At 58.8% G+C, this 14,769-nt stretch carries 16 protein-coding genes; 12 read left to right on the top strand and 4 right to left on the bottom strand.

Features of this window, described 5'->3' with window-relative positions:
• The first annotated feature begins 3 nt into the window (after window positions 1-3).
• The 11 genes from LVD08_RS03175 to LVD08_RS03125 all read left to right on the top strand — a co-directional run bounded on the left by LVD08_RS03175 (window position 4) and on the right by LVD08_RS03125 (window position 8,761).
• Window positions 4-1,068 (top strand): NAD(P)H-dependent flavin oxidoreductase, encoded by a 1,065-nt coding sequence (locus tag LVD08_RS03175; protein ID WP_247267386.1) that lies wholly within the window; start codon window positions 4-6, stop codon window positions 1,066-1,068.
• A 168-nt stretch (window positions 1,069-1,236) separates the two neighbouring features.
• Window positions 1,237-2,004, top strand: a complete 768-nt coding sequence (gene modA, locus LVD08_RS03170) for a molybdate ABC transporter substrate-binding protein (RefSeq protein ID WP_247267385.1) — start codon at window positions 1,237-1,239, stop codon at window positions 2,002-2,004.
• Window positions 2,005-2,685 carry a molybdate ABC transporter permease subunit gene (modB, locus tag LVD08_RS03165; protein ID WP_247267384.1) on the top strand — a complete coding sequence of 227 codons (681 nt, stop codon included), beginning with the start codon at window positions 2,005-2,007 and terminating at the stop codon, window positions 2,683-2,685.
• Window positions 2,686-2,688: 3 nt separating this feature from the next.
• Window positions 2,689-3,768, top strand: coding sequence for a molybdenum ABC transporter ATP-binding protein (gene modC / locus LVD08_RS03160; RefSeq protein WP_247267383.1), 1,080 nt, complete (start codon window positions 2,689-2,691; stop codon window positions 3,766-3,768).
• A gap of 69 nt (window positions 3,769-3,837) precedes the next feature.
• Window positions 3,838-4,866, top strand: a complete 1,029-nt coding sequence (locus LVD08_RS03155; protein WP_247267382.1) for a DNA topoisomerase IB — start codon at window positions 3,838-3,840, stop codon at window positions 4,864-4,866.
• 146 nt (window positions 4,867-5,012) lie between these two features.
• Entirely contained in the window at window positions 5,013-6,638 is a 1,626-nt protein-coding gene (locus LVD08_RS03150) for an ABC-F family ATP-binding cassette domain-containing protein (protein ID WP_247267381.1), read from the top strand.
• Window positions 6,639-6,708: 70 nt separating this feature from the next.
• On the top strand, window positions 6,709-6,939 hold the full coding sequence (locus LVD08_RS03145) for a hypothetical protein (protein WP_007964938.1): 231 nt from the start codon (window positions 6,709-6,711) through the stop codon (window positions 6,937-6,939).
• A 122-nt stretch (window positions 6,940-7,061) separates the two neighbouring features.
• Window positions 7,062-7,292, top strand: coding sequence for a hypothetical protein (locus tag LVD08_RS03140; protein WP_007964939.1), 231 nt, complete (start codon window positions 7,062-7,064; stop codon window positions 7,290-7,292).
• A 107-nt stretch (window positions 7,293-7,399) separates the two neighbouring features.
• Window positions 7,400-7,684, top strand: a complete 285-nt coding sequence (locus LVD08_RS03135; RefSeq protein WP_027612677.1) for a hypothetical protein — start codon at window positions 7,400-7,402, stop codon at window positions 7,682-7,684.
• A gap of 207 nt (window positions 7,685-7,891) precedes the next feature.
• Window positions 7,892-8,398 carry a peptide-methionine (S)-S-oxide reductase MsrA gene (gene msrA / locus LVD08_RS03130; protein WP_139053880.1) on the top strand — a complete coding sequence of 169 codons (507 nt, stop codon included), beginning with the start codon at window positions 7,892-7,894 and terminating at the stop codon, window positions 8,396-8,398.
• 201 nt (window positions 8,399-8,599) lie between these two features.
• Entirely contained in the window at window positions 8,600-8,761 is a 162-nt protein-coding gene (locus tag LVD08_RS03125; protein WP_166495875.1) for a hypothetical protein, read from the top strand.
• Between the two features lie 153 nt (window positions 8,762-8,914).
• Here the strand turns inward: LVD08_RS03125 and LVD08_RS03120 are convergent, their stop codons facing one another.
• The 4 genes from LVD08_RS03120 to LVD08_RS03105 form a co-directional block, all read right to left on the bottom strand.
• Entirely contained in the window at window positions 8,915-9,355 is a 441-nt protein-coding gene (locus tag LVD08_RS03120; protein WP_183780075.1) for a hypothetical protein, read from the bottom strand.
• Window positions 9,356-10,187: 832 nt separating this feature from the next.
• Window positions 10,188-11,486 carry a fumarylacetoacetase gene (gene fahA / locus LVD08_RS03115; protein WP_247267380.1) on the bottom strand — a complete coding sequence of 433 codons (1,299 nt, stop codon included), beginning with the start codon at window positions 11,484-11,486 and terminating at the stop codon, window positions 10,188-10,190.
• A gap of 62 nt (window positions 11,487-11,548) precedes the next feature.
• A complete protein-coding gene (locus LVD08_RS03110) occupies window positions 11,549-12,790 on the bottom strand; it encodes an MFS transporter (RefSeq protein WP_247267379.1) in 1,242 nt (413 codons plus the stop codon).
• Between the two features lie 84 nt (window positions 12,791-12,874).
• Window positions 12,875-13,552: an RraA family protein gene (locus LVD08_RS03105; RefSeq protein ID WP_247267378.1), complete on the bottom strand. Its 678-nt coding sequence runs from the start codon at window positions 13,550-13,552 to the stop codon at window positions 12,875-12,877.
• A gap of 231 nt (window positions 13,553-13,783) precedes the next feature.
• Here LVD08_RS03105 and LVD08_RS03100 point away from each other — a divergent pair, with 231 nt between their 5' ends.
• Window positions 13,784-14,761 (top strand): hydroxyacid dehydrogenase, encoded by a 978-nt coding sequence (locus LVD08_RS03100; RefSeq protein WP_247267377.1) that lies wholly within the window; start codon window positions 13,784-13,786, stop codon window positions 14,759-14,761.
• Window positions 14,762-14,769: the final 8 nt, after the last annotated feature.

The raw sequence follows: 14,769 nt of genomic DNA, 5'->3' as shown, positions 1-14,769 counted from the left end.
TTCATGAGCCAATGGCCTGACACTCGCATTCTTGACCTGCTCGGCATCGAGCTGCCGATCATTCAGGCCCCGATGGCCGGCGCCACGACTTCGGCAATGGTGATCGCCGTGTGCAACGCCGGCGGCTTGGGTTCGATGCCTGCCGCAATGCTGAGCATCGAGCAGTTGCGCGAAGAGCTGAAGACCATTCGCGAGCACACCCGCAAACCGTTCAACGTCAATTTCTTCTGCCACCAGCCACCGGCCGCCGATGAACAGCGCGCGCAAGACTGGAAAAACCTGCTGGAGCCTTACTACCGCGAATTGGGCGTCGATTTCGACGCACCGACACCGGTTTCCAACCGCGCGCCATTCGATGCGGCAGCGTGCGCCGTGCTCGAAGAGTTTCGTCCTGAGGTGGTGAGCTTTCACTTTGGTCTGCCGGAAAAATCCCTGCTGGATCGGGTCAAGGCCACGGGTGCGAAAATCCTCTCGTCCGCCACCACTGTCGATGAAGCGGTATGGCTTGAGCAAAACGGTTGCGACGCGATCATCGCCATGGGTTACGAGGCTGGCGGGCATCGCGGGATGTTTCTCAGCGATGATTTGAGCAGTCAGGTCGGCACCTTTGCGCTGGTGCCGCAGATCGTCGATGCGGTCAAGGTGCCGGTGATCGCTGCCGGCGCCATTGCCGATGCACGCGGTGTCGCCGCAGCATTGGTACTCGGTGCGTCAGCGGTGCAGGTCGGCACCGCGTATCTGTTCACCCCAGAAGCGAAAGTCAGCGCCTCCCATCACCAAGCGTTGCGCAGCGCCAAGGAAAGCGAAACCGCGATTACCAACCTGTTCACCGGTCGCCCGGCTCGCGGCATTCTCAATCGGGTGATGCGCGAAATCGGCCCGATGTCACCGAAAGCTCCGGCGTTCCCGCTGGCGGGCGGGGCGCTGATGCCGTTGCGTGCCAAAAGTGAAGCGCAGTTCAGCAACCTCTGGGCCGGTCAGGCGTTCCCATTGGGCGAAGAGCTGAACAGCGCTGATCTGACCCGGCAACTGGCGGATGGCGCTCTGGCAAAACTGCTCCGCCGCTGATCCGGCGCAGGGTGAGACCTGGCACCACCTCACCCTGTGTTCACCAGCACTTCCTGTTTAGCGGCATTTCGCTATATATTTCGCTATATAGCGTTCCACCCTTCGCATCGGTGCAGTCCACCTCCAACAATAACTGCCCTCTGCACTCGCCCATAACGGAGCTGTTACATGACCATTCGTGCCCCACGTTTTGCCCCAGCCTGCCTGGCCACCCTGCTTTCGGTATTCGCCTTCGGTGTCGCTCAGGCTGATGAAGTGCAAGTGGCGGTTGCCGCCAACTTCACCGCGCCGATCCAGGCAATTGCTGCCGATTTCGAAAAAGACACCGGGCACAAACTGGTCGCCGCCTACGGTGCCACCGGTCAGTTCTATACCCAGATCAAAAACGGCGCGCCGTTCGAAGTGTTCCTCTCGGCGGACGACACCACGCCGGAAAAACTGGAAAAAGAAGGCGACACCGTCAAGGGTTCGCGCTTCACCTACGCCATCGGCACCCTGGCCCTGTGGTCGGCGAAAGATGGTTATGTCGACGCCAAAGGTGAAGTCCTGAAGAAGAATGAATACCAGCACCTGTCCATCGCCAATCCGAAAGCCGCGCCATACGGTCTGGCCGCTACTCAAATGCTGGAAAAACTCAATCTGACTGAGGCGACCAAGGCGAAGATCGTCGAAGGCCAGAACATCACCCAGGCCTACCAGTTCGTGTCCACCGGCAACGCCGAACTGGGTTTTGTCGCACTGTCGCAGATCTACAAGGACGGCAAGGTCACCAGCGGTTCGGCGTGGATCGTTCCGGCCGACATGCACGACCCGATCAAACAGGACGCGGTGATTCTCAACAAAGGCAAGGACAGCGCCGCCGCCAAAGCGCTGGTTGAATACCTCAAAGGCCCGAAAGCCGCTGCGGTGATCAAGTCCTACGGTTACCAGCTCTAAATGTCGCTGACAAGTGCCGACTTCGCGGCGATCTGGCTGACCCTGAAACTGGCGTCCCTGACCACCGCTATCCTGCTGGTCGTCGGCACGCCGATTGCCCTGTGGTTGTCGCGCAGCTGTTCCTGGCTGCGTGGCCCCATCGGCGCAATCGTCGCCCTGCCCCTCGTACTGCCGCCGACCGTGATCGGCTTTTATCTGCTGCTGGCGATGGGGCCCAATGGCTTTCTCGGCCACTTCACGCAATGGCTGGGTCTGGGCACTCTGACCTTCAGTTTTACCGGGCTGGTGATCGGTTCGGTGATCTATTCCATGCCGTTTGTGGTGCAACCGTTGCAGAACGCGTTCTCTGCCATCGGCACCCGCCCACTGGAAGTGGCCGCAACCTTGCGCGCCAATCCCTGGGACACTTTTTTCAGCGTGATCCTGCCGTTGGCCCGCCCCGGTTTCGTGACGGCGGCGATCCTCGGTTTCGCGCATACCGTTGGTGAATTCGGCGTGGTGCTGATGATCGGCGGCAACATTCCCGACAAGACCCGCGTGGTCTCGGTGCAAATCTACGACCATGTCGAGGCGATGGAATATGCCCAGGCCCATTGGCTGGCCGGGGCGATGCTGGTGTTCTCGTTTCTGGTGTTGCTGGTGCTCTACTCCAGCCGCAAGACCCGCGCGGGCTGGAGCTGATCGATGATTGATGCACGTCTGAAAATCACTTATCCGGGTTTCAGCCTGGATGTCGATCTGCACTTGCCGGGGCGTGGCGTGACTGCGCTGTATGGCCATTCCGGATCGGGCAAAACCACTTGCCTGCGCTGTATCGCCGGGCTTGAGCGAGCCGAGCAGGGCTTTATAAAGATCAACGACGAAGTCTGGCAGGACAGCGAACGGCGGATTTTTGTCCCGCCGCACAAACGTGCGCTGGGTTACGTGTTCCAGGAAGCCAGCCTGTTCCCGCATCTGTCGGTGCTGGCCAACCTGCAGTTCGGTCTCAAGCGCATTGCCAAGGCCCAGCGCCGGGTCGACATGGCGCAAGCCACCGAACTGCTGAGCATCGGTCATTTGCTGGAGCGTCATCCGCAGCATCTGTCCGGCGGCGAGCGCCAACGTGTCGGCATCGCCCGCGCGTTGCTGACCAGCCCGAAACTGCTGCTGATGGATGAACCGCTGGCCGCCCTCGACAGTCAGCGTAAAAACGAAATCCTGCCGTACCTGCAACGTCTGCACGACGAGCTGGACATCCCGGTGCTTTACGTCAGCCACGCGCAGGACGAGGTGGCCCGCCTGGCCGATCATCTGGTGCTGCTCAGCGACGGCAAGGCCCTGGCCAGCGGCCCGATTGGCGAAACCCTCGCGCGCCTTGACCTGCCAATGGCGTTGGGCGATGACGCTGGTGTAATCATCGAAGGCCAGGTCAGCGCCTACGATGCCGAGTACCAGTTGCTGAGTCTGCAATTGCCGGCGACTGCCATGAACATCCGGGTGACTCACGCGCCGATGGCGGTCGGTCAGGCTCTGCGCTGCAAGGTGCACGCCCGCGACATCAGTCTGGCCCTGCACAACAGCGAGGCCAGCAGCATCCTCAATCGCTTGCCGGTGACCGTGGTCAGCGAGCTGGCGGCGGACAATGCCGCGCATGTGCTGATTCGTCTGGATGCCGGCGGCACACCGCTGTTGGCGCGGATCACGCGGTTTTCCCGGGATCAGCTCGGCATCCACCCGGGCCAGCATTTATGGGCGCAGATCAAGGCCGTCGCCGTGCTGGCCTGAATTGGTTGGCACGACGGCCACGGCGCGCGGTCAATCGCTGTAACAGAGCGATTCGCCAAGGACACCGCCATGCCCGACACCGCACTAGCCGACGTCTTACCGCCCGACCTGCATTACGTCGACGATACCCAACCCGGCCTCACCCGTAAAAAGCTGCGTGGCAAGTTCGCCTATTTCGATCCGGCCGGGCAGCGCATTACCGACCCTGATGAGATCAAACGGATCAATTCGCTGGCAGTGCCGCCGGCCTACACCGACGTGTGGATCTGCGCCGATCCGCGTGGCCATTTGCAGGCCACCGGACGCGATGCCCGGGGCCGCAAGCAGTATCGCTATCACCCGCGCTGGCGCGAGGTGCGTGATGCCGACAAGTACTCGCGCTTGCGTGAGTTCGGCCTGGCGCTGCCGAAGTTACGCAAACAGCTCGAAAGCTTGCTGGACGCCCCCGGCTTCAGCCGCGACAAAGTCATGGCCACGGTCATCACGCTGCTCGACGCCACATTGATTCGTGTCGGCAATACCCAATACGCGCGGGACAACCGCTCCTATGGCCTGACCACCCTGCGCAGCCGGCATGTCGAGGTCAACGGCAGCGCGATCCTGTTCCAGTTTCGCGGCAAAAGCGGTATCGAACACCAGATCACCGTCAAGGATCGTCGCCTGGCGCGCATCATCAAGCGCTGCCTGGAAATCCCCGGACAGAATCTGTTTCAGTATCTGGACGAAAACGGCGAGCGGCACACCGTCAGTTCCCATGACGTCAACAGCTACCTGCAAACCCTCACCGGCGCTGACTTCACCGCCAAGGATTACCGCACCTGGGCCGGCAGCGCACTGGCTTTGGCGGTATTACGCGAACTGCAATGGGAGTCGGAAGCCGAGGCGAAACGGCATGTGGTGGAGATGGTCAAGAGCGTGTCCAAACAGCTGGGCAACACCCCGGCGGTGTGCCGCAAGTGCTACATCCATCCAGCCGTGGTCGAGCGCTTCCTGCTCGGTGCGCTGGCCGAACTGCCACGCCCGAGAGTGCGCAAGGGCTTGCGCTCCGAGGAAGTGGCGCTGGCGATGTTTCTCGAGCAAATGATGGACGCGCCTTGATCGCGCTGGATGGGTGATCTAGGCTAGCCACCTTTCCCCCCTTCAGGACGACCGCAGAAAGTGAACAATCAAGCCTTCTGAAAATGTAATCGCGATAAGCGCTGAATGGCGCCTGTCAGTCTTCACGACATTTTTCGGAGGTGCCGATGACTCACGTCTCGCGTACGCCTGCCCTCGTCTCCCTGAATCAAACCAGTTTTCAGTTCGCTAATGGCGAGACGATTTTCAACGACCTGAATCTGCAATTCGATCACACCCACACAGCCATCGTCGGGCGCAACGGCGTCGGTAAAAGCGTGCTGGCCAAGCTGATCGCCGGGCACTTGCAACCAACTGCCGGCAGCGTCACCTGCTCGGTGCCATTGGCCTATGTGGCGCAAACATTCACCGCCAATGCGGCGCTGACCGTGGCCGATGCCACCGGCACCGCCGCCGCCCTTCGCGCATTGCAACGGCTGCAGTGTGGCGAGGCGGCAGCAGAAGATTTCGACATCCTCGGCGAGCGCTGGGATCTGCCCGAACGTCTGCGCCAATCGCTGGATAACGCCGGTCTGCCGGACATTGCTCCCACGGATCTGACCCTGCCGCTGAGCGGTGGCCAGCAGGCACGGCTGGCCTTGATCGGGGCGTTTCTGAGTCCGGCGCGCCTGTTGGTGCTGGATGAGCCGACCAATCATCTCGACGGCCCCGGCCGCGACTGGTTGATGAGCGAACTGGAACGCTGGCGCGGCGGATTGATCGTCGTCAGTCACGACCGGCAATTGCTCGAGCGCATGCAGCGTATTGTCGAGCTGACGCCGCTGGGTGTCACGGTGTACGGCGGCAATTTTTCCGCTTACCAGCAGCAACGACAAATCCATCAGGCGGCGGCGCAAGCGACGCTGGATCAAAGCCGAACCGAGCGCCGGCGCGAGCAACAGCGCTTGCAAAACGAGCACGACACCATCCAGCGGCATGCCGCCCGCTCACTGCGCAATGCGAAAACCGCCAACGTCTCGGGCTTCGAACGCGCCGGCCTGAAAGGTGCGGCGAGGCAGATCATGGGCCAGGTGCGTCATGGTCATCAGCAGCGCAAATCGGAGCTTGATGCACGGGTGCGCGATGCCTACGCCAAAGTGCTCGCGGATGATGCGGTGCTGATGAACCTGCCCGGCAGCGCAGTGCCTGCTGCGCGCAGAGTCTGTACGCTGATTGATGCGTGCGTGCCATGGTTGCCGGCGCAACCGCTCAATGTCACGCTGAGCGGGCCCCTGCGCGTCGCCGTCAATGGTCCGAATGGCTGCGGCAAATCGACGTTGCTCAGGTTGCTCGCGGGTCAACTGCATCCCGCCAGCGGCGAATGCATCACCCATGTTCCTGCGGCTTATCTGGACCAGCATCTGAAGCTGCTGGATGACCGTCTCAGCGTCATCGAGCAACTGCTCGCGCTGCAGAGTCCGTTGAGTGAGAGCGAATTGCGCAGCCATCTGGCGCATCTGCAACTGGACGCGCAACGGGTCACTCGAGCGAGCGCTTCACTGAGCGGTGGAGAACGTTTGAAAGCCGCGCTGGCGGTGGCCTTGTGGGGCAAGACACCTGCGCAATTGTTGCTGCTCGATGAGCCGAGCAATCATCTGGATCTGGCATCGGTTCAGGCTTTCGAGCAGGCATTGCAGACGTTTCCCGGCGCAATTGTTGCGGTTTCCCACGACACTGAGTTTCTACAGGCGTTGAAACCGACGCACCACCTGGATTGGCATGCCACAGAGTGGCGGCTGCAACCGACGAACTGACTGGCTATTTTTTGCACGATTGGCCAAGGCTTCTATAGTTGATCTGACACCTATTTGCTGTGGTGACGCCATGGAAGACATATTTGTCGTGAAGCGCTGCAACAAGATCATCATTCACGGCCGCCGCGCCGGGGAAAGCCAACATGAACCCGCTGAGGCCAGCAGTTGGTTTCGGATCAACGACACCCGCACCGGCGGCTTCATCGGCGACGGCTACGATCTTGAGGAAGATGCCCGACGCGAATGCCGACGGCTCAATGCGGCCAGCTCGCCGCTGCCGGCGCGACAATCGGCCGGCTGATGCAATTGACAGGCGGGGTCTATACTCAAAGCAGCTGACGGACCAGCGCCCCAACGGCAGAGAGCTCGCAGCCCGCGGGCTTTTTGCTGCCTCTCAACGGTTTGTCTGAACGGAGGTGTTCCATGTCCGAAAAAGAGTCCATCACCACCCTCCTCACCTTGCTCGACTCTCGTCAGGCGCGACTTGCCGCGGCCTGCAAGGAAATCGCCGACTGGGTCGACCATCAAGGCGGCCATCCGACTGCGCTGCGCATCCGCGACCGACTGAACGATATCGAAAAAGACACACCGCTGATCCGCAGCACCCTGTCGTCGCTACAACCGGTCGAACGGCCACTGCCACGTTTCAGATGACTGCACCGCGATAAACGACAGCTAACCGGCGTACCGTCTGGCCGATCTACCGAACGCCCCGAGGTGTGGGCGGTCAAAACCTGTACACGTCACCCAGGAGACGGTTCATGGTTATCCATTTCAAAACAGACGGACATCTGGCTTGTGGTCACAAGGGCGACAACCTTGCCTCAAGCCTGGAACTCAATCGCGTCAAATGCCGCAGCTGCCGCAACACAGACGCCTACAAAGAAGCACGCAAGACCCAGCGCAATGCCGCACGCCGCGCAGCGCGCCACACCAAGGCTGATCATGGCGCGTCGAACTGGCGTTCGGAGTGGATCGAACGCCTGACCGCGCTGGCTGGGCCGCAGCGCCTGCCAAGGGGCTTTTTCGGGCAAGCGTTCGTATAACCGATTGATGTCGTGTTTTTAGTCCATCACTCGACGTGAATTGCCACGAATTCACCGCTCGAACCCATCAATGCCCTGGCCTTATCGTCAGGGCTTTTTGTTGAAAACTCCGGTTCGAGCAGCCCGTAGCCCTGAGTCAAGCTTGCAAATAGCCAACGTGCCCTCATAACCAGAACCGTATCCACAGTCACCGAGAGGCAAAAAATCATGACCGGACAAACCGAAACCGCGATTCTCGCCGGGGGCTGCTTCTGGGGCATGCAGGACCTGCTGCGGCGTTATCCCGGCGTGTTGCAGACGCGAGTCGGCTACAGCGGCGGCGATGTACCGAACGCCACCTACCGCAACCACGGCAACCACGCTGAAGCCATCGAAATCATCTTCGACCCGGCGGTGATCAGCTACCGGCAGATCCTCGAGTTCTTCTTCCAGATCCACGATCCGAGTACGCCCAACCGTCAAGGCAACGATCTTGGCCCCAGCTATCGTTCGGCGATTTATTATCTCAGCGAAGAGCAACGCGACATCGCCGAGGATACCGCCGCCGACGTTGACGCTTCCGGTCTCTGGCCGGGCCGAGTAGTCACCGAAATCGAACCGGCGGGGCCGTTCTGGGAAGCGGAACCTGAGCACCAGGACTACCTGGAGCGGATACCGAATGGCTACACCTGCCACTTCATCCGTCCGAACTGGAAGTTGCCCAAGCGCAGCTAATAACACACCTGCGAAATCACTCCACGCACAGCGCTGGCCTTTACTGAAGGCCAGCGCTTGCGCACCTCTGGAATCGATCATTTTGGTGAGCCCTCCGTAGCACAGTTCAAGCGCCCGAGGATGAACATACGTTCATCGCAAGCATGGCTCAATGCGTCTAGCCTGCAGGTTCCAACATAGTGCCTACAGGAGTACCCCACCATGTTCTCGCACGAAAGCCTCCCGCTGATTGCCATTTTCACCATCATGCTACTGTGCGTACTGGCTGCGTTTTTACACCCGGTACATGCATTCTTCAGCTGGCTGCGCAGGCGCAAGGAACGATCAAACGCCCAGGCTGCAAAAGAGGTTGATTCGCGCTGAATGTGTTCCCTCAACTGGCCCGGGTATGCCTGGGCTTTTTGTTTTCTGGCCGAACAGCAGGTACAAAAAAGCCCAGCGCGGGGCTGGGCCTGATTTTTCGTCACCGTTAAAAACATCCAGGCTTTTTAGCCACGAGAGTGCAACCCAAGTGACTTACGCCAGGCTCCTCTCGTGCTCGCTTTCATGGACATAAACCCATGAAATTCCAGATGGCGAGGCCTGATCGACGCGCATCAGCGCCGAATCGACTTTCTTCTTGGTAATGCCGTCTTTGACAAGGTCGAAGACGGCCAGGAAACAGTCCCCGGGAAGCGCTGTGATCGAGAGGTTGGTGATGTGTGATTCAGGGCTTCCAGCACGCTTGCCATACAAGCCCCAAAGTCGCTCCCAATAGTCCGCCCGACACATGATCTCTCCATCGGTGAGTACCACACGGAAGTCATTCGCCAACGCATCGTACAGAGGCTTGATGGCGCCCTCCGACCGGGAAGACATACCGCGCGACCACGGAAAGAAGAGATTGTACCAACGGTACACCTCGGCTTCGACGAGAGCGGTTTTATCGGTTGCTGCGTGCACTTGATTGATTGCCATCGGTGTTCTCCTTAACACGTCAAAAATGGCGGGTCTGGCGTAACAGACAGGCCGTCTGAATGCCCATCGCCTGAGCGATGTACCGCGCCTTGATCAAGATCCATCCTGATATCAACGCCACCGGGTCAAGCTAAAATGTTCACTCAATGACTTTTGATATCTTCGACCAAGCCACAAACGTAGACGCTTGCAGGATTGGTTGCATCGAGAAGTGACCAACGGTCTCTGCGCGCAGAAACGCAAGGAATTGATGAGGAGCCAGTTAAAAATGGCAATCCGGAAACAAACAAGGGTTCGCCTCAGCTTTCGCCCGCAAACCCTTGATTTAAGATGGTGCCCGAAGCCGGAATCGAACCGGCACGCCCTTACGAGCGGGGGATTTTAAGTCCACAATTTTCCGCTTTTAAATCATAAGCTTAACGGCGTTATTTTTCCGCATCACATATTTTTCTTCTCCGTTACCAGGCAGTGGAATCAGCACTTCAAAATAAATTGCGGAAAGGAATCGGGTTGCACGACCCTACATATTAAGACTGGACGTACGGATGCTCATCGTCGGCAAAACGCCTCACTGCGTTCCAATTGGCCATGGGGCGCAGCGCTCACGCCGTGAGAGCACCAGCGGCCAGCGCGCGCCCCTGCCGCCTAGGTAAACAAGCCTTCGAGGCTGTCCGAGCAATCGAGCCGGCATCACCGTCAGTCAGCTGCGACGATTGAAGATCGACGCTCTAGAGGTTGGTGAACATGAAGCGCGTGCGACCTGGCAGTTTCAATCAATAAAAATGCCAGGGACTCGGCATTGACTGCGCGGAGCTCTTGCACATTCACCCAATCAGAGGCGAGGTTCTTTCGCCGGGAGGACGATAGCCCTGCACTCACCGAAACCGATCGAGCCAACCCCCTCACGCTCGCAGCGTGCCTTGAAGATAATCTCGTCGCCGTCCTCCAGGAAAATGCGAGTCTCACCGTTCGGCAGTGTAATCGGGTGCTTGCCTCCCTCGGTCATTTCAAGCAGTGAACCCAGCGACTCCGGGCCTGGCCCTGACAGCGTCCCCGTGCCGAAAAAGTCACCAGGATTGAGCTGGCAACCGTTCACCGTGTGATGCGCAACTAACTGAGCGAATGTGAAGTACATGTTCAATGTGTTGCTGAGACTGAGACGGAACGGAGCAGCGCCCTCCTCCCGCATTCGAGCAGTGAGCATCAATACTTCGAGCTTGATATCGAAGGCACCGCTGTTTTGGTCTTCCTCGTCATACAAATAAGGCAATGGGCTAGGGTCACCCGCCGGTCTTAAAGGCTGGGCGCAGCGAAATGGCTCCAATGCTTCAGCCATTACAACCCAAGGTGAAATGGTGGATGCGAAGCTTTTCGACAGGAAAGGTCCCAGTGGCTGATACTCCCAAGCCTGGATGTCACGTGCCGACCAGTCATTGAGCAGGCATAACCCGGCGATGTGCTCGCGCGCATCACGAATATCGATGGGCTCGCCCATCTCATTTCCGGAACCAATCCAGAGCCCCACTTCAAGCTCATAGTCCAGGCGCCGGCTTGGCGAGTAAATCGGCAGCTCGCTATCGGGGAGTTTGATCTGCCCGGATGGGCGCACGAACGCTTGGCCAGAGGCAATAACGGTCGAAGCACGGCCGTGGTAACCGATGGGTACGTGTTTGTAGTTGGGCATCAGCGGGCTGTCAGGTCGAAACAGCTTGCCCACGTTCTCGGCGTGATGGATGCCAACGTAGAAATCGGTGTAGTCCTGAATACGGGCCGGAACGTGCAACTGGCAGTTTGCGGCCGGCACCAACAGGGTTTCTCCGAGGCTCTGTTGTACCTGAATATCCTCCGCGCCCTCACCAAGCAGCGCCGTCAGACGATCACGCAGTGCTTCGCGCTCGTGCCTCGAACGCGCGAAAAAACCGTTGAGAGAGCCGCCCACTGCCGACGCGGCAACCTCTTCGGCTATTCCGGTGAACAGGCCTGCCTGTAACGCGACCTGAAGGTCATATATCCGGTCACCGATTGCTACACCCGTACGGCGTTCACCGCCGGCAACACTGAATACACCGAATGGCAGGTTGCCAAGTGAAAAATCAGGATGGCCGTTGGCCGAGGATACCCAGCTGTTCATGTGGATCTTTCTCCGTAAAAAAACTTGCTCGAGAATGGGCGCAACTGCCCTCCCCACTCAAATCATGATTTCAGCCGGCGCGCTCGCAAGCGCCCGCCAATGCTGACCATCAGATAGAGCAGTAATATCCCTCCGGCAATACTCAGCGTGGCCGGCGCTCCAAATCGCGCTGCGACCAACCCTGCCAACATCCCGCCTACCGCTTCAAATCCGAATCGCATGGCGATATAGAAAGCGACCACTCGCCCCCGAAGCGCGCCTGGCGCACCGCTCTGTAGTTGCATATTCGTGCTGACGTTGCTCAGCGTGATGCCGAAACCGAGCAACGCCAAGCCAGTCAGTGCCAAGGGAAGGTTCGCGGCGAGGAACACGCCGAGCAGTGCGAAGCCGCACATAAGCGCGCCGCCTTCCATGAAGTATCGCAACCGTGACAGCGTTCCATTGAAGGCTAAAACCAGGGTCGCGACGAAGGCACCGGCGCCGGCGGCACCCCATAACCAGCCGAGAACTCTTGCATCACCGGCATAAACATTCTTGGCAAGAATGGGTAAAAGCGAGGCATAGCAGGACGCTAAAAGGTTCACCATGATCACGCTGATCATCAGTTGCCGCACGCTCACCGTACGCCAGAGGTAGGCCAGCCCTTCGCGGAAAACCTGAGAGGTCGAACCGGTCGCCTTGGGTGACGCCGTCGCCCTGACTTTGATCAGCCCGAACATCAGGGCCAGATAGGCAAATGCCGTCAGAAGAAAGCAACCCGCTTCACTGGTCATCGCTATAAGAGTGCCCGCCAGAGGCGGACCTGCAAACCTCGCCGCGTTGATCAACATGGCATTCAGCACCAGCGCATTGGGCAAATCGGCCGGATCATCAACGAAGCTACCGATCAGCGCCTGCCGCAACGGCGTTTCTACAGCATTCAGCAACCCCAGCAGCAATGCCATGCACGCGATGGAGGTCCCATCTATCCAGCCAAACTGGGTCATGACGGCGAGTGTGAGCGATTGGGCTATCAGCATTATCTGGACGCCAATCAGTAACCGTCTTTTGTCATGACGATCGATCCAGGCGCCCGCAAGCGGTCCGATGAGAAGTTGAGGTGCGAGGGAGAGAAAAGTGATCAGGCCGAGCAGCACCGCTGAGCCGGTCAAATGATAGGCCAGCCAGGCCAGAGCGACCTGCTGCACCCATTTGCCCAGCGTCGAAATGCCCTGCCCCACGAAATAGATCTGGAAATTTCGACTGGCCAGTGCTCTGAGCGGAGCAGGCCAACGTTTAGAGCGGGAAGAATGCGGGTTGGACAAGAGTACGTTCCTTAAAAGGCCCCAACACTCTTGGCACAAGGTCTACCGCGCAACGCAGGGCTGGATGCGCGGTAGTCACATGGATCAGAGCGGCAGTTGGCAGCCTTTCTGTTTCAGAGATTCCAATACCCAAGAGCGATCGTTTTTGCCTTGGGCAATTTGCTCCATCTGTTTGTGCTCGGCTGCGTATTTCGCCGTCGCACGTTCAAATACTTCATCGACATGGTCAAACGGTATGCACAGCAAGCCATCCTCATCACCAATGACCAGGTCGCCTGGTTCGATCACCATACCATCGATGGCAATCGGCACGTTGATCTCCCCAGGGCCATCCTTGTAAGGGCCTCGATGCGATACGCCGGCAGCAAACAACGGAAAGTCACCGCTGCCAATGTTGGCTGCATCACGAATGGCACCATTGATGACGATCCCGGCAATGCCGCGTTTTACCGCGTAAGCGACCATCATTTCACCGATCAGCGCATTGGTTAAATCGCCACCCGCATCCACCACAATCACATCGCCAGGTTCAGCGATATCGATTGCGTAATGCAGCATCAGGTTGTCACCCGGACGCGCCTTGACAGTCACGGCGGGGCCCGCGAGCACGCCTTCACGGTGCATGGGGCGCAGGCGAGAGCCGCCTGCCGTCATTCGATTCATGGAGTCGCTGACGTTGGCTACCGGCAGCTCACGATAGCGTGCCACCCATATTGCGCTGACTTTGCGTGCGCGCTCCAGCACCTGAAATCCAATGCTCATGTGACATACCTCAGTTTGATTTTATTCGATCACATCGAGTGTCGCTGATGTGTTTTTTTAGAATGGCATTTCATTTAATCAAGCGCAACGCTGATTTTTATTTGAAATTACAAGATCGGACGAGCGCACAAACAACAATATTGCAACAGCGTTTCGTTATGATAGGGTTATCACATCGCAGTCGCTGCACGCGCCAGCGTTTGTCTCCACGATAAAAATAAGGTACTGACGATGTCCCTGACCGTTCTGCTGACCGGCCCTGAACTTGCCCCGGAAGCCATGAACCTGGCCGCCGCCTCCGGCGTTCGGGTTATTCCAACCACCCCCTATCTGCCGGCCGAAGAGCTGGAAGCCATCATTCGTGAGCTGCAGCCTGATGCGATCATCGTCCGCCAGGGTCAACTGACCGGGTCGATGATCAAAGCCTCGAAAAATTTGAAAGCGATCGCTAAACACGGCGTCGGCTACAACACCATCGACATCGAAACCGCTGCCGCTTGCGGTATTCCGGTCAGCATTGCCGTTGGCGCCAATGCCCAGTCAGTGGCCGAGCACGCCTTCGCTTTGATGTTCAGTGTCGCGAGACAAACAGCGCTACTGGATGCGCGCATGCGCGACGGTCATTGGGACAAGGCCGAGGCAAACGGTGTGGAGTTGTTTGGTAAGACACTTGGCCTTGTCGGGCTGGGCTCGATCGGCAGCATCCTGATGGATCTGGTTGCGCCCCTGCGTATGAAGGTAAAGGTCTTTGACCCCTACCTCAAAGAGCTGCCGGCGCGCGCGCACGTGGAACGCGAAGAAGATTTCAATCTTTTACTGGCGCAGAGCGATGTCATCAGCCTGCACTGCCCGCTGACCGAGACCAATCACAATCTGATCGGGGCAGCACAGCTCGAACTCATGCGCCCGGGCAGTATCCTTATCAATACCGCACGGGGCGAACTGATCGATACCCAGGCACTAGTGCAAGCACTGAGCGAGCGTAAAATTGCCGGTGCCGGACTGGATACTTTCAATCCCGAGCCACCACCTGCAGATAGCCCTTTGTGGGGCCTGCCTACGCTGGTGGCGACTCCCCATGTCGGCGCCAACACCTCGGAAGCCCGTGATCGCGTAGGTGTTGTCGCGTTGCGCCAGATCCTGGATGTCTGTGCAGGTCAGCCATTGGAGCCACGCTGCGTGGTCAACCGACACCTACTCAACTGCTGATTGCCTGA

This window comes from Pseudomonas sp. YL2, assembly GCF_023063025.1.
GTDB lineage: Bacteria > Pseudomonadota > Gammaproteobacteria > Pseudomonadales > Pseudomonadaceae > Aquipseudomonas > Aquipseudomonas putida_A.
Note: the sequence above shows the minus strand (reverse complement) of the source record. Positions and strands in the feature narration are given on the sequence as shown.